Source organism: Asticcacaulis sp. P2_C5 (assembly GCF_056404555.1).
The window spans coordinates 220,482-242,719 of record NZ_JBFUDU010000003.1 but is presented as its reverse complement, the minus strand read 5'-3'; the positions used below and the strand labels follow the sequence as shown (position 1 = coordinate 242,719).

Genomic DNA, 22,238 nt, shown 5'->3' with positions numbered 1-22,238 from the left:
GCAATTCGGACTCCAATATCGCGAATTGCCGGACATTGCGTCGTTTTCGCCCCTCGCCCGTCCCTTTGCCAGCCCCCCTGAATGATCTGTGCAGCATGAAACTTCAAACCAAATTTCTTGGCCTCGCCTGTATCAGTGCGACCATGGTTATCGGTGTCATCGGCTTGAACCACTGGGTCGACCAGCTACGCTCAAGGCAGCTCGCGATCCAGATCGAGATCGCCAATGTGCTGCAACGGCACGTCAATGGTGACATGCAACACGACGCCATTCGTTCGCAGGTCCTGACGGCCATCATCGCCGCCGGCCATAACGATACTGCTGCTCTGGACGAGGCCGAAACTTCGGCCAAGGCCTATGGCGAAACCTTCGTCAAGGACGTCGACGGCAATCTGCAAAGCAAGCTGACGCCCGAACTGAAGGACAAGCTGGCAGCACTGCGCGGCGATATTATCGCCTATACCGACCTGGCCGCCCAAACCGTGGCCGATCTTCACGCCACGCCCGACAATCAGGCCGCCGTAGATCGCTTCGAGACCCTGTTCGAAAAACTGGAAGGCGAGCAAGCCAGCGTAACCGACGATCTGCAGGCGTGGAGCGTCGCGGTCAAGTCCCAGGCCGACAGCCAGGCCCAGGGCGCCGCCGCTCTCGTCCTGGCCATATCGCTGGGTGTCGTTCTGCTGATGGTCTTCAATATGTGGCTGATGTGGCGCCAATTGCTGCGGCCGCTGGGCGTTTTTTCCGGCCAGCTGAGCCGGATGTCCGGCGGCGATCTCGGCTTCGACATCGGCAATCTGGACCGCCGCGATGAAATCGGCACGATCGCCCAGTCGATGGACGCCCTGAAAGCCCGGGTCAGCCAGGCCTTCCGGCTGGAGCAGATGGTCCAGGGCATGCCGACCCCCGTCATGTCGGTGGATGTCCACGACAATCTGCGTATCAACTTCTCCAATGCAGCCTGCGGCCGCCTGCTGAAACGTGTCGAGGACGACATTGCGATCAAGGCGGACAACATCCTCGGCCAGTCGATCGATATCTTCCAGCAGCATCCGGAGCAGCAGCGCCGCCTGCTGGCCGATCCGGCCAACCTGCCCCACCGCGCCCGTATGAAACTTGGTGCAGAGACCATAGATCTCCAGATTTCCGCCGTCTATGACTACAAGGGCGAATACCAGGCCGCCATGCTGGTCTGGGAAATCGTCACGCAAAAGACGCATCTGACCCAGGAATTCGAAGGCAGTGTCCAGGACGTTGTCGCCATCGTCGCCGCGGCGTCGGAAGAACTGACCCAGGTGGCCACCCTTCTCAGCGACGAACTCAACAAGAATGCCAGTCTCACGGTGTCGGCCTCGAGCGCCGCATCCCACACCGCCTCGAGCGTCCAGTCGGTCGCGGCCGCCGCCGAGGAACTGTCGTCGTCGGTCAGTGAAATCTCCAACCAGATCCAGAAAGCCAATTCACTGGTCCGCAATTCCTACGCCAAGGTCCAAAACGCCGACCTCATGGCCCAGAAACTGGCCAGCGCATCGGATCGGGTCAGCAGCGTCACCGAGGTCATCTCCGCCATTTCCAGCCAGATCAATCTGCTGGCGCTGAACGCGACCATCGAATCGGCGCGGGCCGGTGAAGCCGGTCGCGGCTTCGCGGTCGTCGCCGGCGAAGTCAAGAACCTGGCCAACCAGACACACCGCTCGATCGGTGAGATCAACGCCGTCATCAGTGAAATGCGCGCGGCCGCGAGCTCCATTGTCGAAGCGCTGCACGACATTCGTGTCGCCGTCGACGAGATTACCGGCGCCACCACCTCCGTCGCCGCCGCGGTCGAGGAACAGTCGGCTACGACCCAGGAAATCGCCCGCAACATGGCCTTTGCCGCCGATGGCACCCAGGTGATCAGCGACAATCTGCAGGAGGTCTCCGGCCTGACCGCCGAAAGCCAGCAATCGTCGCGCCACCTGACCCATTCCTCGGAAGACCTGAGCAAACAGGCCAATATCCTCAAGGGTCGCGTCAACCAGTTCCTCAGCCGGATGAGTTCGCTGGTCGAAGCCGCCTGAGTTTTTCTGCTCAGGCGCGGCCACATGACGGCCCATGCCCGGTGAAAATCCAACACCGCTGGTATTTACCCTTGATCAGACGCCTGTGGAGCCTTATGGCCTGACGCGAATTCCGAAACGCAAAGGCCCTGCCCATGTCCGACCTCGCCGCCTTCAAGGATGATATCGAAGCCGCCTGGCAAGTGCGCGACACATTGAACCCCGACTATCGCGGACCCTACCGCGAAGCCGTCGAGGGGGCCCTGGCCCTGCTCGACAGCGGCCGTTTCCGCGTCGCCGACAAGATCGATGGCACCTGGGTGACGCACGAATGGCTGAAGAAGGCCGTCCTGCTCAGCTTCCGCCTCAACGGCAACCAGTTGATGCACACCGGCCGAGGCCTGTTCGAACAGGCGCCGCTCGGCCCCTACTGGGACAAGGTGCCGAATAAGTTCGCCAAGTGGGGCGCCGATGAATTCCAGAAGGCCGGCTTTCGCGCCGTGCCGGGCGCCATTGTCCGCGCCGGCGCCTATATCGCCCGCAACGTCGTGCTGATGCCGTCCTTCGTCAATATCGGCGCCTATGTCGATGAGGGCTCGATGGTCGACGGCTGGTCGACGGTCGGCTCCTGCGCCCAGATCGGCAAGAACGTCCACCTCAGCGGCGGCGTCGGCATCGGTGGCGTGCTGGAACCGCTGCAAGCCAATCCGACCATCATCGAAGACGACTGCTTTATCGGCGCACGCTCCGAAGTGGCCGAAGGAGTCATCGTCGAACAGGGCTGCGTGCTCAGCATGGGCGTCTACCTGTCGGCCTCGACCAAGATCGTCAACCGCGCCACCGGCGAAGTCTTCCGCGGTCGGGTGCCGGCCTATTCCGTCGTCGTTCCGGGCACCCTGCCCGATCCGAAAGGTGGACCGTCGCTGTACTGCGCCGTCATCGTCAAGACAGTCGACGCCCAGACCCGCGCCAAGACCGGCATCAACGAATTGCTCAGAGACTAGGAACAGACATGGATGCGGCCACACTCGATGCCCTGGCGGCATTTCCTGACCGGCTGGAGGCGCATTACGGCGCCATTCCGGATGGCTACGAGTTGTGGACCCCACCGTCCTGGCTGACCTGCCCCAGCGAGCCCTATTCGGCCCTGGAGCAGCTGTGTCACGTCCGCGACATCGAAATAGACGGCTACCATGTTCGCTTCGTCCGTACACTGAAGGAAGATCATCCCTATCTCGGCAGTATCGACGGCGCTCAACTGAAGATCCAGCATGCCTATGGCGACAGCTTCGCGCCCGACGTCCTGCAGCAGTTCCGCATCGCGCGCGAGGAAACCCTGGTTCTGCTGGCCACCGTGTCGCAGGCCCAGTGGGACCGCACGGCCGAGTTCGAAGACTATGGCCCGGTGACGATGCGCAGCCTGGTCCACTATCTGTGCAGCCACGACCAGCAGCACCTGGCGGGCCTGCAATGGCTGGCCGGCAAAATTACGGCGCTTGGATGAGCATCTTTGTCGTCGATGTCGAATCCGACGGCCCGGCGCCAGGGCTCTATTCGATGATCTCGGTCGGCGTGGTGCGTCTCGACCGTGACCTGAAGACGACCTTCAAGGCGACTTTTGCGCCGATCTCGCCCGACTGGATTGCCGACGCCCTGGCGGTCAGCGGATTTACCCGCCAACGGCACGAAGCCTGTCCCGATCCGGCCATCGGCATGGCTGATTTCGCGGCCTTTCTCACGGCCGTGAATTCCGGCGGACGGCCGACCTTTATTTCAGACAATCCAGCCTTCGACTGGCAATGGGTGAACTACTACTTCCACCGCTACCAGGGCGCCAATCCGTTCGGCCATTCGGGACGGCGCATCGGCGACCTCTATGCCGGCCTCGTCCAACGCTTCGGCGCCGCCTCGGAGTGGAAGGCGTTTCGCAGGACGAAACATACGCACGACCCGGTCGACGACGCTATCGGCAATGCCGAAGCCCTGCTGCATATGGCGGATCAGTTCGGCCTGAAGATTCCGGGTATTTAAGATTTGGCCACGGATGCGACTTCGCCGCTACACGGATCGGCCGGGCCTTCGAACTGACTTGGATATGGTTCAAAGCGCAAAGCGCCTTATCAAAATCCCTCAGATAGATCCAGGTCTCGCTGTCATCCGTGCAGCGGCAAAGCCGCATCCGTGTCATCCGTGGCCAATATCTTTAGACCGTTTCCGCTGCAGATGGCCTCCGGCATAGCGGCTCAGGCGCAGCTATCGAGCACGGGCTCGGGCTCTGCCTGACCCGGCGCCGGGAAGGGCTTGCTGAAGGTAAAGGCGTCGGCATGGGGTCCGATACGGCGCAGGCGTTCAAGACGGCCGATCGCTTCGGCAACCGTCGGGATGTGCCCGGCGGGTACCCACCACAGCACAAAGTACAGTTCCATCTTTTCGAACCATTCCTTGCGCCGCCGCATGATCTCCAGATGGTCCGGATTGCGGTAGGTATAGGCGGCCAGGCTGTCGATATCGCGCCACAGCGACATGTTGATAGCCACATTCGGGTCATCGAACGCATGGATATCCATGGCGTCGCCCCCCTCGCCTTTCAGCCGCCAGATAAAGCCGTCACTGCCATCGGCCAGAGCGTTTACCCTGTCGAGCGCATTGACGAAATCGGCATTGACGGGGTCGTTCATGGGTACGCGAAAACGGGCAATGTTGACTTCGGCCAGGTGATAGTCAGTCGCTTGATTGTCTGTCATGGGGCGCCTCCTCAGCCATTTGGATATAGGGGCAGAACACGCACCCGCAATACCGGCCGTTTCAAGAATTTACGCGCCGTGATGTTTCCTCAAAATTGGCAAGAGTGCCTAATGGGATCTCGGTTCGAACGGCCCGGGAAATCCAACAAGTTTATACTGGTCGATATTTTCGGAACGGACTTTAATTGTCCAATTGGTCAGCAGATCGGGGTCTTCGAGCTCCTCTCCCGTTGCGCGCAGGGTGTAAATACCTGGTTTGGCAACATTGAAAGCTTTTGTGTCCGGCGGCAGAACGAACACTCCAGATCCGTCACCCTTCTGCACGACAATGCCTGTCAACTCATCGGCGTTCAGAATGCGGCCATGGGTTTGGAAATGTTCGACCACGGCATCATCTATCCCTACGAAGGTGATGCCGATCATCACATATCGTCCAATCAACTCGTTCATAGTTTTGGTTTGCCTTCCTACGCCAAATTCAATCCTCTCAGATATGGCAACAGATGGCGCAACATGAAAGCATCATTCACATAACCGACACAGGCTGAAGACCGCAGCCCGGAAATCAATGCCCTCTCCACGCCTTCGCCCAAGCGGGCGAGGCGCGGAAAGGGCAACGGAAGTCTTGGGGCCCCAAAGACGCTTCATGCCCCCCCCCCCGTCAGTTGACGGTGGGCTTGCCGATCGTCAGTTCCTCGCCATCAAAGCCGACATGGATGACATCGCCGTCCGTGACCTCACCGGCCAGGATCCGTTTGGCAATCCCATCGACCAACAGCTTCTGGATCACCCGCTTCAAGGGCCGTGCCCCATAGGCCGGGTCGAAGCCCTTTTCGGCCAGGAAGTTCAGGGCCGAATCCTCGATCGACAGAGTCATCTCCCGGTCGGCCATCAACTTCTCCAGGCCCTTCAGCTGGATGCGGACGATGTCGTGCATATGCGCCGCGTCGAGGCGATGGAACAGGATCATCTCATCGACCCGGTTGAGGAATTCCGGGCGGAAATGGCGGCGCACAGCCTCCAGAACCAGCGGCCGCACGACCTCGACCGACGTCTCCGGTGACATATTGACCAGCACGTCCGAACCCAGGTTCGACGTCATAACGATCAAGGTGTTACGGAAGTCGACAACCCTTCCCTGGCCATCGGTCAGGCGACCGTCGTCCAGCACCTGCAAGAGGATGTTGAACACGTCCGGGTGCGCCTTTTCGACTTCGTCGAACAAGACGACCTGATACGGCCGGCGGCGCACGGCCTCGGTCAGCGCGCCACCTTCGTCATAACCGACATAGCCCGGAGGCGCGCCGATCATCCGTGAGACCGAGTGCTTTTCCATATATTCCGACATGTCGAGCCGCGTGATCGCCGTCTCGTCGTCGAACAGGAATTCCGCCAGCGCCTTGTTGAGCTCGGTCTTGCCAACACCCGTCGGGCCCAGGAAGAGGAAGGAGCCGATCGGGCGGTTGGGATCCTTAAGACCCGCCCGCGCCCGACGCACGGCATCGGACACCGCCGTCAGGGCCTCGTCCTGACCGACCACGCGTTTGCGCAAGGTATCTTCCATACGCAGCAGCTTGTCGCGCTCGCCTTCCAGCATCTTGTCGACAGGAATCCCGGTCCAGCGCGACACCACAGCGGCGATCTGCTGAGAATCGACCACTTCCGGGGTCAGATGTTGAGCGTCCTGTGGCGCGGTTTCAGCCGCCGCCAGCTCCTTTTCGAGCGACGGAATGCGGCCATACAGAATTTCAGAGGCCTTTTGCAGGTCACCGACGCGCTGGGCATTGGCCAGGTCGATGCGCGCACGGTCGAGCGCTTCACGCGCCCGGGCGGCCGATCCGACCTTGTCCTTTTCCGACTTCCAGCGAACCGTCAGGTCGTGGGACTTGAGCTCCAACTCGTCCAGTTCGTCGGTCAGCTTGTCCAGACGGGCACGCGAACCGGGATCGGTCTCCTTGTTCAGCGCTTCGCGCTCGATCTTCAGCTGGACGACGCGGCGGTCCAGTTCATCCAGCTCTTCGGGCTTGGAGTCGATGGCCATGCGGACGCGCGATCCGGCCTCGTCGATCAGGTCGATCGCCTTGTCGGGCAAAAAGCGGTCGGCGATGTAACGGTTCGACAGGGTCGCCGCCGCCACGATCGCCGAGTCGGAGATGCGCACGCCGTGGTGGACTTCATACTTTTCCTTGAGGCCGCGCAGGATCGAGATGGTGTCCTCCACCGTCGGTTCGGTGACAAAGACCGGCTGGAAGCGCCGCGCCAGGGCAGCGTCCTTTTCGACGTGCTTGCGGTACTCATCCAGGGTTGTGGCGCCGACGCAGTGCAGTTCGCCGCGCGCCAGGGCGGGCTTCAGCAGGTTGGAAGCGTCCATAGCGCCATCGGATTTGCCGGCGCCGACCAGGGTGTGCATTTCGTCGATGAACAGGACGATCTCGCCCTCGGCTGCGGTCACCTCATTGAGGACGGCCTTCAGGCGTTCCTCGAACTCGCCGCGGTACTTGGCCCCGGCGATCAGGGCGCCCATGTCGAGCGAAAACAGCTTCTTGTCCTTGAGAGATTCCGGTACGTCGCCATTGATGATGCGCTGGGCCAGGCCCTCGACAATCGCGGTCTTACCCACACCGGGCTCGCCGATCAGGACAGGATTGTTCTTGGTGCGCCGGGCCAGGACCTGGATGGTGCGACGGATTTCCTCGTCACGGCCTATGACCGGATCGATCTTGCCGTCCAGCGCCGCCTGGGTCAGGTCGCGGGCGTATTTCTTCAAGGCGTCAAAGCCGTTTTCGGCCGAGGCCGAGTCGGCTGTCTTGCCCTTGCGAAAAGCCGCCTGGGCGTCTTTCAGGGTTTTCAGATTGAGATTGGCGGACTTGAGGATGGCGGCGCCGTCAGTGGTATTGAGCGCGGCAACCAGCAGGCGGTCGGCGGTGACGAAGCTGTCGCCGGCTTTTTGGGCTTCGGTCTCGGCCTCATTGAACAGCTTGGCGGTATCGTTATGCATGAACAGTTGCTGGGCCGAACCGGTCACCGACGGGATCTTGTTGAACGTCGCGTCAACGGCGCCCGCGAAGGCTTCGGCATTGCCACCGGCCAGGGCGATCAGGCGCGAGGTCAGGCCGTCGCGATCCTCGGTCAGCGCCTTCAGCACATGGACGGGCATGAAATACTGGTGGCTGCTCGCCTGGGCAATTCCCTGGGCGCTTTGGATAAGCTTTTGCGTTTTTTCGGAATATTTGTCGACGTTCATGGACGGCTCCCCTTCAAGGCGGATGGACTTGACGGCCCTTGCGATGAAGCGACCCTCATGGCAGCCGATATAGTGTGGCATTTCAACAACACAAGGGCCGCTCGCCCAATTTTCCACAGTGCACTTTTGCTGTGGCGCAAACCTGTCAATCGCCCTATAAAAGCGGCCATGAAATTTCTCGACAACAAGATCTTTTATCCGGTTGCGGCCCTCATCGCCTTTGTGCTGATTGCGTTCAGCCTGATCTGGCCACAGGGCCTGGGCACGCGTTCGCCGGCGCCGTTCGGCCATGCTGTCGAATATCCCGACTATTACCGCATGACGCGCGAACGCGATGCCCGCCTCAAACGCGAAGCCGCCGAAAAGGCCCAGCGCCGGGCTGGACAGTCGACCGATGCGGCAACCGCGTCTGTGACCAGCGACGACGCCGCGACCAATTGAGTCGCCAACTCCTGATCTTCGGCTATGGCTATATCGGCGCGGCCTTTGCGCACCTGGCCCGCGACGCCGGCTACGACATCACAGCCACGGCACGCTCAGCGGACAAACGCCAAGCGCTTGAAGCAGAGGGCGTTACCGCCATCGATCCGACCGAGGCGCGCGACGTAGCAGCCGACGCTATCCTGATCACGCCCGCCCCTGGTGATGACGGCTGTCCAGCCTTCGCCGCCCTGTCTCTGTTCAAACGCAGTTGCTGGATAGGATACCTGTCGACGACCGGCGTCTATGGTGACCGTGGCGGTGGCTGGGTCTGGGAAGACAGCGAACTGAGGCCAACCTCGGCTGAAGGCCGCCGGCGTGTCGTAGCCGAGCAGCAATGGCTGTCGGTAGGCGCGCAGATCTTCCGCCTGCCCGGGCTTTATGGTCCCGGCCGCAATGTCATCGAACGGCTGCGCGACGGCACGGCCCGACGCATTCATAAGCCGGGTCACGTCTTTTCCCGCCTGCATCACGACGACTGCGCCACCGCCCTGATGGCCAGCCTGAACCGTCCCCGTTCGGGTGGAATCTATAATCTGTGCGACGACGAACCGGCCGCCGCCGACACGGTATTACTGCACGCAGCTGCCCTGTCCGGACTGCCGGTGCCCGACGCCACGGCCTGGGACGATCCGCGCTATCCGGCCATGCAGCGCTTCTACCGTGACAACAAGCGCGTCTCCAACGCCCTGGCCAAGGCCGAACTGGGCTGGCGGCCGGCCTATCCGACCTATCGCGACGGACTTTTCGCGCTGTGGCGGGCTATACAAAAGCCGTAATCGGATTAGCCTATGACGCCAATCCTGGGGCGACTCAATGGCGAAGACTTTTCTGATCACGGGCGCGTCATCGGGCATCGGCGCCCAGTTCGCCCGCGCTTACGCGGCGCGCGGTCAGAACCTGATCCTGGTGGCCCGCCGGCGTGACCGCCTCGATGCCCTGGCCACGGACCTTCGCGAACAATACAAGATCACCGCCACAGTCCTGACCGCCGACCTGGCCCAGCGTGCCCAGGTTGAAGGTCTATTGGCCGAGCTCAAAACGCACGACCTGCAGCCCGACGGACTGGTCAACAATGCCGGCTATTCCCTGGCCCACACCTTCAGCCACACCACCGCCGAGCAGCAGTTGGCCTTTGTCGAGGTCTGCGTCACCACGCCGACGCTTTTGGCCCACGCCTTGCTGCCGCACATGCTGGCTCAGGGCTATGGCCGCATAATCAATGTATCGTCCATGGTCGCCTTTTCGCCCGGTGCCGCCGGCCATACCCTGTATCCGGCGGCCAAGGCCTATATGCTGAAATTCTCGCGCTCCCTGGCCGCCGAGGTGGCCGCCAAGGGCGTCAAGGTGACGGCACTCTGCCCCGGTTCCACCGAGTCGGAATTCCAGACCGCCAACGGCATGACTGAGGTCCTGAAGGACAAACCGTCACGCCTGGTCCAGAGCGCGCAAAGCGTTGTCGAAGCCGCCATTCGCGCCAACGAAGCCGGCCGAGAAGTCATCGTCACCGGCCTGGTCAACAAGATCGCCGTCGCCGCCATGACCCTGTTACCCGACGGCCTGATCACACCGCTGATCCGCTGGGGCGCCAAACGCTATCAACTACACGACTGAGTAATATCCATGCCCGACCTGCCGTCCGCCGAGACCACCCATTACGACATCATCATTATCGGTTCCGGCGCGGGCGGCGGAACCCTGGCCTACAGTCTGGCTGACACGGGAAAAAAGATCCTGATCCTGGAGCGCGGCCAGGAACTGCCGGTCGAGAAGCAGAACTGGGACGCCCGCGCCGTCTTTATCGAGCACCGTTACCGCACCAAGGAGGTATGGGTAGACAAGGACAACCGCCCCTTCATCCCCAATACCAACTACTGGGTCGGCGGCAATACGACCTTCTATGGCGCCGCCCTGATGCGCATGAAGGTGCGTGACTTCGAAGCCGTCGAGCACGCCGACGGCCTGTCACCGGCCTGGCCGATCTCCTATGCCGACCTGGCGCCCTACTACACCAAGGCCGAAATGCTGTGGCGCGTCCACGGCGAACGCGGCATAGATCCGAACGACCAGCCCGACGATCCTCCCTATCCCTATCCGGCGGTCGCCGACGATCCCGGCGTTTTCGCCTTGAAGACGCACCTGAAGGCGCGTGGCTGGCATCCTTCGCCCCTGCCCCTAGGTATCAATCGCGATGAGACAAATCCCCAGGCGTCGCATTGCGTACGCTGCACGACCTGCGGCGGATTTCCGTGTTTCCTCAAGGCCAAGTCCGACGCGCGTTCGATCGTGCTCGATCCCATCCGCGATCTGCCGAACGTCACCATCCTGCCCGGCCACAAGGTGATGAGCCTGGTCACCGGCGACGGTGACAAGACCGTCACGTCAGTGATCACCGAAGATGCAAATGGCGCGCCGATGACCTTCAAGGGCGATATCTTCGCCCTGGCCGCCGGGGCCGCCAATTCCGCCGCCATCCTGCTGCGCTCGGAATCGGCCAGCAATCCGAATGGCCTGGCCAACAGTTCGGGTCTGGTCGGACGCAACTACATGTTCCACACCACCTCGGCGGTGATCTCGATCATGGCCCAGCGCTTCGACTCGCACTTCCCCAAGACATTCGCGGTCAACGACTTCTATTTCGGTGAGCCAGACGGATCGTATAAGTTCCCGATGGGTCAGATCCAGCTACTGGAATATATGTCCGGCCCGACCCTGGAAGGCCAGATCGCCGACTATATCCCGCCCAGCCTGATCCCCGATTTCCTGACCGACGACATTGCCCGCCACATGGTCGCCTTCCTGACGATGAGTGAGGACCTGCCGCGTGCCGAAAACCGAGTATCCCTGACAGCGACCGGCCAGATCAAGCTGACCTACACACCGAACAATCTGGAGCCGCATCAGCGCCTGACCCGCCGGCTGGAAAACGCCCTGCATGGCTTTACCCTGCGCCAGCACACCCTGTTCGAGCCCAACTTCCAGATCGACCAGTTGCTGCCCTTGTACGGCACGGCGCACCAGTGCGGCACCCTGCGCATGGGCCGCGATCCCGCCGCCAGCGTGGTCGACGCCAACTGCAAGGCGCACGATCTCGATAATCTGTACGTGGTCGACACATCGGTCTTCGTGTCGAGTTCGGCGGTCAACCCGACCCTGACCACCGTGGCCAATGCCCTGAGAGTCGGCGATCATCTGCGGGAACGACTGGCCTGACGCCCCTCAGCGAATCGCAACAATTTGCAGGGGCAGTCCCAGCGATTGCCAGATGCCGTCGGCCGTAACCACGCTTGCACCCTGCGCCATGGCCAGGCTCAAGCAAGCGCGATCACCCAGCGAAAGACCGCCCCGAACAGTCTGCGAACGCAACGCGCCGGTCGCGAAAGCCTGCTGTTCGTCATAACCGACCATCGTCACCTTCAAACTGGCCAGGAAACCCCGCATCGCATCCAGATCGAGGCCACGTTCCTGGCATTTGCTATAGACTTCGGCAAGATTGACCGTGCTCATACAGGCGTCGGTCAGGTGGGAGGACACTATTTCGTGACCCTTTTCCTGCCATATCAGGGCAAGAATGGCAGAGGAATCGAGAACTGCCGTCATTCGCGGCCAGCTTCAAGCCTGCGTTCTGCGATAAGTTCGTCGACGACGGAGCCTGTACCTGTGTCCTGCGCGCGGGCCAGTTCCTGCATGCGTTTCACGGCGCAGGCGGGCGAAATGATACGCAATTCACCGTCAATGACCTGCGCGGTCAACTTGCCGTCATCACCGATCATCATCAGTCGGCGCAAGTCCAACGGTACAAGCAAACGCCCGTCGGAACCGATTTGAACCGCCTGCCTGTCCGACGAGCGGGCCGGCGGCTGTTCAGCAAATCCCGCCGCGGCTTGATCATATGCTTTTTGCCATTCATGATACTGCGTACTGGCCGTGCCCTCATTGCCGCCGGATGCCACGACTCTTTCCACGACTTCCTGACGCGTTGCCTTCCGGCCCGTTTCGCGGCTAACGAGATCGGCTATGTCCCAGACTCGCCCCGTCTTTGTTCCCGGCTTCGGGCGAAAACGGCCAAAGGTTTGCATATTCATGATGGCGCCTCCAACGTCTCCAAGATTACAATAATTACCCAAAAACGTCAATTTACATATTAATTGCCACTTATTGAATAAATTCGCAACTCCGTCACCATCTGCACAAGCAAGGCCAGGTCCTGATCACGGGACAGGCGGTGATCGCCGTCCTTGATCAAGTGGATATGGGCGTCCCGCGACGTCATGGTTTTCAACAGTCGCACCCCATGTTGCCAGGGTACGACCTCGTCCTTCATGCCGTGCAGGATACGTACCGGCCCGTCAAAGGCCAGGGCCGTGTTGAGGACATCATGCGCCTGCGCTTCGTCGAAAAAGGCTTGGCTCAACGGTACCGGCCGGTTATAGCCCGGCATCATGAAGACCCCGGTCTGCGCCAGTTCACGTTGCGCCGCGGGCGTCAGGGACGGCAGCATGAGCTTGGTGACGAAATCGGCCGCCGGCGCGACAAAGCCCGCCGCCGCGACTTTGCCCGGCCGCGCCAAGATCAGTGAGGCCAGCATATGCCCGCCCATGCTGGAACCCACCGCGACCACCGGCCCGTCGGTCAACATATCGGCCACAGCCAGGGCATTGTCGCGCCACCGGCCGACACGGGCTTGGGCAAAATCGCCACCGGTCTCGCCGTGGGCGAAATAGTCGAAACAGAGAAAGTCCCAGCCCCGCTCTCGCGCCACTGCGCTCAGGGCGGCGATCTTGGCGCCCTGCATATCGGACAGAAATCCGCCCAGCCATAGGATGGTCGGGCCGCTGCCCCGGACGCGCCGCCAGGCCAGACGATCGCCATTCGGTGCCGTCAACCACTCAGGCTCTTGATTCCAAACGTTTGTCATGGTCAGTGGCGTAACCCACCGTGCCTGGTTAAACAAGCCATATGCCCATCTCGACTATGTTCACAGGCTGCGTTTTGCAGGTCGTTCCGGAACTCGACACCGGCGGCGTCGAGCAAACCGTGCTCGACGTCAGCGATGCAATCCGCAAGGCCGGCGGGCGATCGATCGTAGCGACCAAAGGCGGGCGCCTGGTCGACAAGCTGAAGGCATCCGGCGCCACGGTAGTGCTGATGCCGGTGCACAGCAAGAACCCGCTGACCCAATTGAACAACCACTTCACCCTGCGTCGCCTGATCCGGCGTGAACAGGTCGATATCGTCCACGTCCGCTCGCGCGCGCCGGCAATGGCGGCGATCTCGGCAGCGCGGGCCGAAAAGATCCGTTCGGTCGCGACCTATCATGGCATCTACAACGCCAAATCAGCCCTGAAGCGCTGGTACAACAGCCAGATGACGCGCGCCGACATGACCATCGCCAATTCGGCCTATACGCGCGACCACGTGCTGAAAACCTTTCCCAATGCCTTGCCCGAACGCGTGATCAGCATACCGCGCGGCATCGACATGCACCGTTTCGATCCGGAAGCCTTCGACGTCCGCAAGATCATGGCGCTGGACGAAGCCTGGGGCACCGACCGCAACGACACGCGTACGCGCTTTCTGCTGGCCGCCCGACTTACCCGCTGGAAGGGCCAGGTGCTGATTATCGAAGCCGCCAACCTGTTGAAAAAGCAGGGTATCGAAAACTTCCTCGTCTTCATGGCCGGCGACGACCAGGGCCGCGCCGAGTACAAGGCGGCGCTGGAAAAGCTGATCGAGGTCCATGGCCTGAAGGATCAGGTCCGGCTGGTCGGCCATGTCAGCGACATGCCCAGCGCCTATACCATGTGCCATTTCGCCCTGACGCCGTCGATGGACCCGGAGGCGTTTGGGCGCACCGCCGTCGAGCCCCAGGCCATGCAGCGCCCGGTCCTTGCCGCCGCTCACGGCGCCACGGTCGAGACGGTTGTCGACGGCGTCACCGGCTGGTTGGTCAGGCCTGGCAATGTCGCGGCCTGGGCGGAGGCGATGAAAACCGCAATGGCGCTGCCCGATGAAGCGCGCTTCGCCATGGGGGTCAGGGGTCGCGCCCATGTCAAGGCCAGGTTCAGCCTCGACACAATGTGCGACAGCACCCTTGATGTTTACCGCGCCCTGCTTATCTTGAGCGAACGCCAGCGTGCCGGTCCGGTGCCGTCGGATTTTTCCGAGCCAGCCTGACATCCTGAAAATTTAACCTACTAATTAACTTTGCGAGGCTATTTGGGATTGCGACTTTGGGCGCTTCCCGTATAATCGCGCCCAACTCTTCGAGAGCACGACTCTTCAAGAGCCGATTTCCCATTAACGATCACAGGAGAAGACCTATTCGTCGCCCGATTCAAGCCCCGCCCCCTAAAGACGGCCCCCGCATCAACCAGGACATCAAGGTCCCGCGTGTATTGTTGATTGATCAGCACGGTGAGAAGCAAGGCATCATGCCGACCTCCTCCGCGTTGGAAGCCGCAGAAGAAGCCGGACTGGATCTCGTCGAAGTCTCCCCTACCGCTGATCCACCCGTCTGCAAGATTCTCGACTACGGCAAGTTCCGCTTCCAGGAGCAGAAGAAGAAGGCCGAAGCGCGCAAGAAGCAGAAGGTCGTGGAAATCAAGGAAATCAAGCTTCGCCCGAACATCGATATCCACGACTATGAAGTCAAGGCCAAGGCCATGCATCGCTTCTTCGAAGAGGGCGACAAGGTCAAGGTAACCCTGCGTTTCCGCGGCCGTGAAATGGCCCACCCTGAGCTGGGCATGAAACTGCTCAACAAGGTCAAGGCCGATTTCGAGCCCACCACCAAGGTCGAATATGAACCAAGGATGGAAGGCAAGCAGATGATCATGATTTTGGCGCCGAAATAGGCTGCCGATCTGACACGGAGAAAGCCCTGCGCGTGCGGGGCTTTTTTATGCCTGATGTGGAGTGACTATGTCGCACTTTATCCGCTTTGATCGCGCCGACCTGCCGGAGCCGGAGCATTTGTGCCCGGACCCGGAAAAGGTCATTGCCGGCGATCCCCGCTTCACCCTGTGGACCCTGGATGCGTCGATGGACGATACGCGGTTTGCCGGCTACTGGGCCTCAACACCCGGGACATGGCGCGTGGCCTACGACGAATGGGAATATTGCACTCTGGTCGAAGGCCACGCCATTATCAGCGAAGACGGCCAGCCGCCGGTCGAGCTCAGGCCCGGCGACCACTTCATCTTCCGGCCCGGTTTCACCGGCAAGTGGCAGGTGATCGAGCCCGTGGTGAAGACCTTTGTTGTGCTTATGCCCCGCCCTCAAGGAGCGTAGCGTTAGGGCACGCCAAGAGTCCTCAGGGAGCGTAGCGTCAGGGCAGGCTAACGGCCTTGCGGCGGATCAGGACCAGCGGATTAAAGCCAGTAATCAGCGCCGTGCCAAGCAGCACGATCACACCGCCGAAAACGGTTTGCAGGCCGATATGCTCGCCCAGAAATAACGCCCCCCACAGAACGCCGAACGCCGGGATCAGGAAGCCGACGCTGAGCGCGGGTGCTGCGCCAATGGCGTCGATCAGGTTGAAATAGAGCAGATAGGCGATGCCGCTGCACATCACGCCGACGGCGACGATGGCCAGGACAACCGGCGCGCTCAAAGCGTGCTCAGGCGGGAAGAAGGGTGCGGCCGGAAACATGAACAGACAGGCCGCCCACAGGCTGCCGTGAGCATTGGAAAAGCCGTCGACGCTACGCGCCTGCTTGGCATAGACGGAGGCCAGGCCATAGAGGAACCCGGCACTCAGGCCCGCCGCAACGGCGAGACCGGCCGCCGGCGTCAGGTTGGCGCTGTCCAGGCCGACCAGAATGGCGACACCGGTAATACCGAGCAGAAGACCGAGCCCCGACTTCCACGTCAGGGCGGTGCGCAGCCAGATAGCGGAGACGATGGCGCCGAAGATGGGAGCCGTCGCATTGAGGATCGACAACAGCGACGCCGGCAGGGTCTTGGCGGCAAAGGCAAACAGGGTGAATGGCAGGGCCGTGTTGAGCAGGCCCAGGATCAAAAAGTGCTTCCAGTGGCTTTTGATGTCGAGCGAGCGCCTTTGCATCACCGCCACACCAAGCAGGAACAGCGCCCCCAGCGCCACGCGCAGGGCGATCAGGAAGGGCGGCGAAACAAACGGCGCGGCGATGCGCATGAACAGGAAAGACGAGCCCCATATGGCCGCCAGGACGATCAGCTTGGTCAGGTTAAGCAGGGACATTTTAGTTTCCGATTTAACGACAGCACTTGAGCCATGGCGACTATTTAGGGACGCGTCACTCCGATTCTTGCTGTGCGACGGGTTTTGGCACTGACCTTACGGTAAGTGGCGGGAAAGTATCGACAGGATAGCTACCCCTCCGCCCGCTGCGCGGGCACCTCCCCATTCCCTTCGCAAGAGCTTCGGGTACAGGGAGGAGGGAAGTTCCGTCTGCCTCGCTCCGCTATTCCCAGAACTCCTCGGATTCGGGAATGCGATTGAACGCAATCTTTGCGCCGACGAAGTCATGCAAGCGGGCGCGCGGGCCGATCGTCACCGTGTCCTTGCCGAAACGCTGGTTCAGACCGTCGAGTGCACCCAGCAGCTTCATATGTTTCGGGTCTTCGGCCGTCTCGGTGGTCCAGCCGAACAGGTCGGGCCCAGCACTTTCCTCCGTCAGCCCCAGGCAGGTGATCGAAACCTTCTTGACGCGGCTCTCGCCAAGCTGGGTCGTGGTGCGGTTCCACAGCGTCTCCATCGCCTCAAGCAGGCGAAAACTGTCGGCGGTCAGGGCAAAGCGCGCATCGGCCTGCGCCCTGCCCTCGCCGCGAATGGACAGGTTGAGACCCGAGCACTTGTAACCCATCCGGCGCAGACGCGAACCACACTTGGCCGTCAGGCGGCGGGCGACGGCGCGAGCCTGATCGACCGGACGCAGTTCGCGCGGCAAAACATGCGAATGGCTGATACTGGCCCGTTCGGTGGTTAGCTCCGGCGGGTCGATACCGTGCAGGGCGTACCAGAAGTCGGCCCCGCCGATCCCGCCCCAGATCTGGCGCATGCGCGACGGCGACAGCTCCCACAGTTGCGCCACCTCGTGCACGCCCGCAGCCCGTAGACGCCGGTCCATGGCCGAGCCGATCCCGGCGAAGTCGTTGAGCTTCAGGTCGAGCAGGGCGCCCGGCATACGGTCCTGGCGCAGCACGGTCAGGCCCAGCGGCTTCTTCATGTCGGCCGCCGTCTTGGCCAGCAGTTTCGACGCCGCGATGCCGATCGAGGCCGTCAGGCATTCACCGACATTTTCCAGGATATAGCGTTGCATGCGATGGCCCAGGGCGCGGGCGGCGGCCTCGTGCTGCTGCGGGCCGGTCAGCCGACAGGCCACCTCGTCGATGGAACAGACCTTGTCGACCGGCATGACGCGATCGACCTGTTCCAGGATGCGGTTGTGCAGGTCGACATAGCGGTCGGGCCTGGCTTCGACGATGCACAGGCCGGGAATGCGTGCCTTCGCCTCCCTGACCTGGGTGCCCGTCTTGACGCCGAAGGCCTTGGCCTCCTGGCTGGCGGCGATGGCCGAGGTATAGTCGCTCATCACCGGCACGACGATCACCGGCCGGCGGCGCAGGCGCGGATCATCCTGTTGTTCGCAGCTGGCGAAATAGCTGTTCATGTCGAGATACAGCCAGCGCAAACCGCCGCCATCATCCCACGAAGGACTTGGCCAGCGTGAATCTATGCCTGCTCTGGTCGTTCCGTCAGCCATATCGGAACATATCAAGAACGATACCGTAGAGTCAAGATGGCACCGGACGCATTGCTTCGTCGGTACAATATCGTTATCTCCTCCGGCTATGACGACGGAGCGCGACATCATATGGCGAGGAGCCCGTGTCTACGGTTGGGAGGACGCCTATCGTCCGTTGATCGGCCATCCTGTCCGGGCGCTGGCCTGGCTGCCCATCACCTGCGACACGCCAGGCGTAGTCGGCGACCTCGACCTGCCGCATTTCAGCTTTTCCGGTGCGGTTCATATGGTCTCCGAGAATGGCAGCGCTGTATTCCTGACCTGGACGCAGGTCGGCGATCAGTTCGTACTGGCGGCCAGTGACGAGCAGTCCTGGATCGAACACACGCTGGACCGTATCCATTGCAGTACGGAGATGTGGAATCCAATTCGCGGCGCGGTGCTGGTCGAGGTCGAGCTTTACGCCGCTTCGTTCGATGACAACCCTGGCGTATTTGGCGCACGCCACCGTTTCAGTTCGGCGGACGGCGAAGGCTTTTTCTGGATCGGTACGGGAGGTCGTGACTTTGTCGGCGATGGCGACGATCTGTGGGTCGGAATCGACGTCGAACCGGCTAATATCAGCGACTTGGTCAAGATACAGTCGGTGAAATGAATTGACCGGGTTCGAAGATTCTACGGCAGGGCCAGAAGCTGGGCAAAACCGCCGTCGGTGATCCGATCAAGATGGGCGCGGAATATCTTCCTGTTGCTCGCAACTGGTGAAATAGCTGTTCAGTCGAGATACAGCCAGCCCAGACCACCACCATCCTCCCGTCCGGAACCGATGCCTGCTCTAATGGTCTCTCAACCACCACGGAACATAACAAGAACAATCTGGAGGAGTCAAGGCACCTCTGCTCCTGCTTGGCGGACGCTCTGTGAAGATGCTATGCTATCCAAAAGGGGATGACGATGCGCTTTGTTGTGAGCCTTGCCTATTCGGTTGGGATGGCTGCGGTTGCGGCCTGGCCGGTGCGCGCGGATACTCCGCATCCGCCTCAGGTCATTAGCGAATTGTCGCCGCAGATCGAACCGTCGGTCTATCCGCAGGGTTATCTCGGTCAACCCGTCGGCGTGCGCTTAAGCGACGGCCGCGAAGCCGTAATCTATGACGATCCAAGTGAGATTCCCCAGCCTGTGCCAGCCGGCGCACACAGGGTCGAGCTGGATGACGGCCGTACTGCGGTAGCGATGGATATCGTCACACCGCTTCTTCCCTACACGCTCGCGGGCTTTATTGCTCCGGCGGGCCCGACGCAGATGACCACTGGCGAGGTCAGCGGCGATGACGCCATTGCCACGATACCTTATCGTTACAAAGACATGTTCCGCCTGAAGACCGGGGTCACGATCGATACCGCCGATGGCAAACATTACACGCTGGTCGCCGGCAGCCGTGGTTTCTATGCCGGGCGTTACAGCTACGGCCCGCAGGAGCGGACGGCGCGCATGGTGTGTGTATTGACGTCCGGATCAGTTGATGGTCAGGCTACGCTGTGCGCGCTGAAGCCGGAGGACACGACGCAAAGCCAGTGGATATTCACCGGCCCCAATACGCTCACTCCCTTGTACTACCGTTATTATTTCACCTCTGGCTACGGACGCGCCCTGACTGAGATTACGACCTTTATAGCGCCACTGGATATCGAAGACGAACCCGCCCGCACCACCGAAACCGCGACTCTGGAACTGCGGGCGCCTTATTGGCGCGACCATACGGGCTATACACAATGGTGGACAGGACAGCGCCTGGTTTGGTCCGACATCACGTTTGGTGATACGGTTTCCTATGCGACGGAAAGTGGGCTGCTGACTCTGACGGCGATCGAAGGCTTTGACCTGCGCAGCCGTGTGAGCTTTGCCGCCGGACCGATCGCGGAACCTTCTGCGACAGCTTCCGTCGACACCGGCCCGGATCCGAGGCGGGCCGCCCGCCAGGGACCACTTATATCCGAAGGCCCGCTCGTCCTCGCTCCGAAAGGCAAGATCCGGCGCGTGCTGTTGAACGACGGCCGCCGAGGTTTCGCCTTCTCCGATCCGAGTGCTATCGCCGATCCTCTACCGTTCGTTTACGACAAGGTGCCCCTGTCCGGTGGCGAGGTGGCGGTGGTTCGCTACCCCCTTCCCCCCCTCCTCCCCGATAGCCTGGCTGTGGTGGTTGATGGCGACGCCGCGGTGGAGGTCACCACGGGCTCGGTCGACAGTCGGACGGCGATTCTTCGCATGCCGGTCCATTACAACAAGATGTTTCGGCTGAAGACCGCAGCGACGATAAAAGGACATGCCCTGCCGGCCGGGACGCTGGGCTTTTACGGCGGCGATTATACCGATGATCGCGGCAAAGCCAGCCGCTTATTGTGCGTCTTCGACCCTGCTGTTGCTGACCTGACACGGACCCTGTGCGCCTTAAAAGCCGAGGACGCCAAGGCCTCGGCGCGCTGGTATTTTACGGGTCCCGATACCGCCGCGCCCGACTTTATTCCCGTCCTTTCGTCACGGGACGATGTAAACCGTATCGCGCCACTGAACATCGAAGACGGCAGTTTCGCCCTACCGCACGACCTGTTTCTGGAGATGCGCGTGGCATGGTGGGGCGGAAACTATTCCGGCATCATGTGGACGATAAGCGAGCGGGTCGTCAGGGTCGAGAGCGACGATCTCGATCGTCAGGACCATCACGGCCGGCTGACCTTGGAACGGGTGCCCGGCGACGACAGGCGGACACAGGTTACCTTCCTTCCGGATGCGGCGGCTGGACCGCCGGCAGAGGTTCCGATAGCTGAGTAGATTCAGGTGGGGCCCTACGGCAGGGCCAGAAGCTGTGCAAAGCCGCCGTCGCTGATCCTGTCGAGATGGGCGCGATAGGCGGCGTAGTCGGGCGTATCCGGCGCAATGCGGCCAAAGGTGCAGGGCGCCTTGCCCAGAGGAATCAGGGCCAGCACGACCGAAATGGGTGACAGATGGCTGCCCGGCCCGGCCTTGAGCGTCGCCAGCAGGCCGTACATCTCGCCGCTGATCAGGGGGCGGCTGAGGATGGCGAGACGAAACTGGCCCTCGTCATTGGTTTGCAGATAGATGTGCCCCGACTTGTTCGGCACCGAGACCACGCCTTTTTGCGAATATGGGGCATCGACACGGTCGGCCTCGTGAAAGCTCAGGCACGCGGCGTCCGTGTCCCAGACAATATGCGTACGGTAGGCGTAGATGGCGTCGCCGCCGCCGAACGACGGCCGCAGGGTCAGGTAGTCGCCTTCCAGCCATTTGACGGCGCTGCGGGTATAGGCGCCCAGGTTTTCGGCCGCGGAGCCATGATGGGCCGGGACAGCTTCGGCAAGCGGGCGCAAGGTCATGTTCAGCGCGCTCTCCAGCCGGACCAGGGTGGCCAGGGTAAAAGGCCGGCTGCCATTGAGCGCCTTTTCCAAGGTGGACAGGCTGAGCTTTGCCGTGTCGGCCAGGGCCAGGCGCGACATGCGGCGCCGCGCCAGCTCTTCGCGGACCTTGACAGCGACCTCGCGGCTTTGCGCGATCGGGAGTTCCGTCGATTTCGAATCCATTACGCTCCTCGTTACGGACACATACGTACATATCCGCACAGCGCTGCACAAGACGTGCCGTGCACGAAGCCAGGGCGGCGGAAAATGACCGATTGATCCGCTAACGCCCTGTGGGCACGGATGCTAGTGTGGAGACGTCAATAGCCGGCACACCACCTACCTCAAACTGTTGGTTTTATTGGCACTTGATCCGCTGCGTACCTCTGGGGGGAGGTTGGATCAACTGAAAGGGGGCTGTGGCCGGCCCGACGCCCCTTGGGCCGGCCATAGAGTTCCCCGATTAGCATCTCCCATCCACGACAAAAAAAGCCGTGACTCGGGAAGAGCCACGGCCGTCAGAGTCATCCGCAGGGTCAGGGAGCTGTCCGTACGGTCTTCAGGGCTGATGGAGGAAAGTAGACACCAGC

22 protein-coding genes are annotated in these 22,238 nt (G+C 61.5%); 13 read left to right on the top strand and 9 right to left on the bottom strand.

What is annotated here, in order from left to right; all coding sequences use genetic code 11:
• Nucleotides 1–95 precede the first annotated feature (95 nt).
• From AC1DXO_RS07025 to AC1DXO_RS07010, 4 genes are all read left to right on the top strand, one after another.
• The gene (locus AC1DXO_RS07025) at nucleotides 96–2,057 is read left to right on the top strand and encodes a methyl-accepting chemotaxis protein (protein WP_476977404.1); all 1,962 of its coding nucleotides are present in this window, start codon (nucleotides 96–98) and stop codon (nucleotides 2,055–2,057) included.
• A 134-nt stretch (nucleotides 2,058–2,191) separates the two neighbouring features.
• The gene (gene dapD, locus AC1DXO_RS07020) at nucleotides 2,192–3,040 is read left to right on the top strand and encodes a 2,3,4,5-tetrahydropyridine-2,6-dicarboxylate N-succinyltransferase (protein WP_476977403.1); all 849 of its coding nucleotides are present in this window, start codon (nucleotides 2,192–2,194) and stop codon (nucleotides 3,038–3,040) included.
• A gap of 8 nt (nucleotides 3,041–3,048) precedes the next feature.
• The gene (locus AC1DXO_RS07015) at nucleotides 3,049–3,540 is read left to right on the top strand and encodes a DinB family protein (RefSeq protein WP_476977402.1); all 492 of its coding nucleotides are present in this window, start codon (nucleotides 3,049–3,051) and stop codon (nucleotides 3,538–3,540) included.
• The gene (locus AC1DXO_RS07010; protein WP_476977401.1) at nucleotides 3,537–4,067 is read left to right on the top strand and encodes a hypothetical protein; all 531 of its coding nucleotides are present in this window, start codon (nucleotides 3,537–3,539) and stop codon (nucleotides 4,065–4,067) included. The genes AC1DXO_RS07015 and AC1DXO_RS07010 overlap by 4 nt, the downstream gene beginning before the upstream one ends.
• Nucleotides 4,068–4,279: 212 nt before the next feature.
• Here AC1DXO_RS07010 and AC1DXO_RS07005 read toward each other — a convergent pair whose 3' ends face one another.
• The 3 genes from AC1DXO_RS07005 to clpB all read right to left on the bottom strand — a co-directional run bounded on the left by AC1DXO_RS07005 (nucleotide 4,280) and on the right by clpB (nucleotide 8,024).
• Nucleotides 4,280–4,780, bottom strand: a complete 501-nt coding sequence (locus AC1DXO_RS07005) for a DUF3291 domain-containing protein (protein ID WP_476977400.1) — start codon at nucleotides 4,778–4,780, stop codon at nucleotides 4,280–4,282.
• A gap of 108 nt (nucleotides 4,781–4,888) precedes the next feature.
• On the bottom strand, nucleotides 4,889–5,230 hold the full coding sequence (locus AC1DXO_RS07000; protein ID WP_476977399.1) for a hypothetical protein: 342 nt from the start codon (nucleotides 5,228–5,230) through the stop codon (nucleotides 4,889–4,891).
• A 211-nt stretch (nucleotides 5,231–5,441) separates the two neighbouring features.
• The gene (gene clpB, locus AC1DXO_RS06995) at nucleotides 5,442–8,024 is read right to left on the bottom strand and encodes an ATP-dependent chaperone ClpB (protein WP_476977398.1); all 2,583 of its coding nucleotides are present in this window, start codon (nucleotides 8,022–8,024) and stop codon (nucleotides 5,442–5,444) included.
• A 168-nt stretch (nucleotides 8,025–8,192) separates the two neighbouring features.
• Here clpB and AC1DXO_RS06990 point away from each other — a divergent pair, with 168 nt between their 5' ends.
• The 4 genes from AC1DXO_RS06990 to AC1DXO_RS06975 are packed head-to-tail and all read left to right on the top strand — an operon-like array spanning nucleotide 8,193 to nucleotide 11,717.
• Nucleotides 8,193–8,465 carry a hypothetical protein gene (locus tag AC1DXO_RS06990; RefSeq protein WP_476977397.1) on the top strand — a complete coding sequence of 91 codons (273 nt, stop codon included), beginning with the start codon at nucleotides 8,193–8,195 and terminating at the stop codon, nucleotides 8,463–8,465.
• Nucleotides 8,462–9,283, top strand: a complete 822-nt coding sequence (locus AC1DXO_RS06985) for an SDR family oxidoreductase (protein WP_476977396.1) — start codon at nucleotides 8,462–8,464, stop codon at nucleotides 9,281–9,283. The genes AC1DXO_RS06990 and AC1DXO_RS06985 overlap by 4 nt, the downstream gene beginning before the upstream one ends.
• Nucleotides 9,284–9,320: 37 nt before the next feature.
• Complete coding sequence (locus tag AC1DXO_RS06980) at nucleotides 9,321–10,118, top strand: SDR family NAD(P)-dependent oxidoreductase (RefSeq protein ID WP_476977395.1); 798 nt, start codon at nucleotides 9,321–9,323, stop codon at nucleotides 10,116–10,118.
• Between the two features lie 9 nt (nucleotides 10,119–10,127).
• Nucleotides 10,128–11,717: a GMC oxidoreductase gene (locus AC1DXO_RS06975; protein WP_476977394.1), complete on the top strand. Its 1,590-nt coding sequence runs from the start codon at nucleotides 10,128–10,130 to the stop codon at nucleotides 11,715–11,717.
• 6 nt (nucleotides 11,718–11,723) lie between these two features.
• Here the strand turns inward: AC1DXO_RS06975 and AC1DXO_RS06970 are convergent, their stop codons facing one another.
• The 3 genes from AC1DXO_RS06970 to AC1DXO_RS06960 are packed head-to-tail and all read right to left on the bottom strand — an operon-like array spanning nucleotide 11,724 to nucleotide 13,389.
• Complete coding sequence (locus AC1DXO_RS06970; protein ID WP_476977393.1) at nucleotides 11,724–12,104, bottom strand: type II toxin-antitoxin system VapC family toxin; 381 nt, start codon at nucleotides 12,102–12,104, stop codon at nucleotides 11,724–11,726.
• Entirely contained in the window at nucleotides 12,101–12,589 is a 489-nt protein-coding gene (locus AC1DXO_RS06965) for a hypothetical protein (protein WP_476977392.1), read from the bottom strand. The genes AC1DXO_RS06970 and AC1DXO_RS06965 overlap by 4 nt, the downstream gene beginning before the upstream one ends.
• 59 nt (nucleotides 12,590–12,648) lie before the next feature.
• The gene (locus tag AC1DXO_RS06960; RefSeq protein ID WP_476977391.1) at nucleotides 12,649–13,389 is read right to left on the bottom strand and encodes an alpha/beta hydrolase; all 741 of its coding nucleotides are present in this window, start codon (nucleotides 13,387–13,389) and stop codon (nucleotides 12,649–12,651) included.
• A 74-nt stretch (nucleotides 13,390–13,463) separates the two neighbouring features.
• On the opposite strand from AC1DXO_RS06960, the gene AC1DXO_RS06955 reads away from it, so the two are divergent.
• The 3 genes from AC1DXO_RS06955 (at nucleotide 13,464) to AC1DXO_RS06945 (ending at nucleotide 15,797) form a co-directional block, all read left to right on the top strand.
• Complete coding sequence (locus AC1DXO_RS06955) at nucleotides 13,464–14,681, top strand: glycosyltransferase family 4 protein (protein WP_476977390.1); 1,218 nt, start codon at nucleotides 13,464–13,466, stop codon at nucleotides 14,679–14,681.
• 158 nt (nucleotides 14,682–14,839) lie between these two features.
• The gene (gene infC / locus AC1DXO_RS06950) at nucleotides 14,840–15,361 is read left to right on the top strand and encodes a translation initiation factor IF-3 (RefSeq protein ID WP_476977629.1); all 522 of its coding nucleotides are present in this window, start codon (nucleotides 14,840–14,842) and stop codon (nucleotides 15,359–15,361) included.
• 67 nt (nucleotides 15,362–15,428) lie between these two features.
• Nucleotides 15,429–15,797 (top strand): cupin domain-containing protein, encoded by a 369-nt coding sequence (locus AC1DXO_RS06945; protein WP_476977389.1) that lies wholly within the window; start codon nucleotides 15,429–15,431, stop codon nucleotides 15,795–15,797.
• A gap of 37 nt (nucleotides 15,798–15,834) precedes the next feature.
• Here AC1DXO_RS06945 and AC1DXO_RS06940 read toward each other — a convergent pair whose 3' ends face one another.
• The gene (locus AC1DXO_RS06940; RefSeq protein WP_476977388.1) at nucleotides 15,835–16,728 is read right to left on the bottom strand and encodes a DMT family transporter; all 894 of its coding nucleotides are present in this window, start codon (nucleotides 16,726–16,728) and stop codon (nucleotides 15,835–15,837) included.
• A gap of 223 nt (nucleotides 16,729–16,951) precedes the next feature.
• Nucleotides 16,952–18,253, bottom strand: coding sequence for a Y-family DNA polymerase (locus AC1DXO_RS06935; RefSeq protein ID WP_476977387.1), 1,302 nt, complete (start codon nucleotides 18,251–18,253; stop codon nucleotides 16,952–16,954).
• A gap of 88 nt (nucleotides 18,254–18,341) precedes the next feature.
• Between AC1DXO_RS06935 and AC1DXO_RS06930 the strand changes: the two genes are divergently transcribed.
• Together AC1DXO_RS06930 and AC1DXO_RS06925 are read left to right on the top strand one after the other, a co-directional pair.
• Nucleotides 18,342–18,890, top strand: coding sequence for a hypothetical protein (locus tag AC1DXO_RS06930; protein ID WP_476977386.1), 549 nt, complete (start codon nucleotides 18,342–18,344; stop codon nucleotides 18,888–18,890).
• 299 nt (nucleotides 18,891–19,189) lie between these two features.
• Nucleotides 19,190–21,064: a hypothetical protein gene (locus tag AC1DXO_RS06925; RefSeq protein ID WP_476977385.1), complete on the top strand. Its 1,875-nt coding sequence runs from the start codon at nucleotides 19,190–19,192 to the stop codon at nucleotides 21,062–21,064.
• A 14-nt stretch (nucleotides 21,065–21,078) separates the two neighbouring features.
• On the opposite strand, the gene AC1DXO_RS06920 is transcribed toward AC1DXO_RS06925, so the two are convergent.
• Nucleotides 21,079–21,831 carry a helix-turn-helix domain-containing protein gene (locus AC1DXO_RS06920; protein ID WP_476977384.1) on the bottom strand — a complete coding sequence of 251 codons (753 nt, stop codon included), beginning with the start codon at nucleotides 21,829–21,831 and terminating at the stop codon, nucleotides 21,079–21,081.
• Between the last annotated feature and the right edge of the window lie 407 nt (nucleotides 21,832–22,238).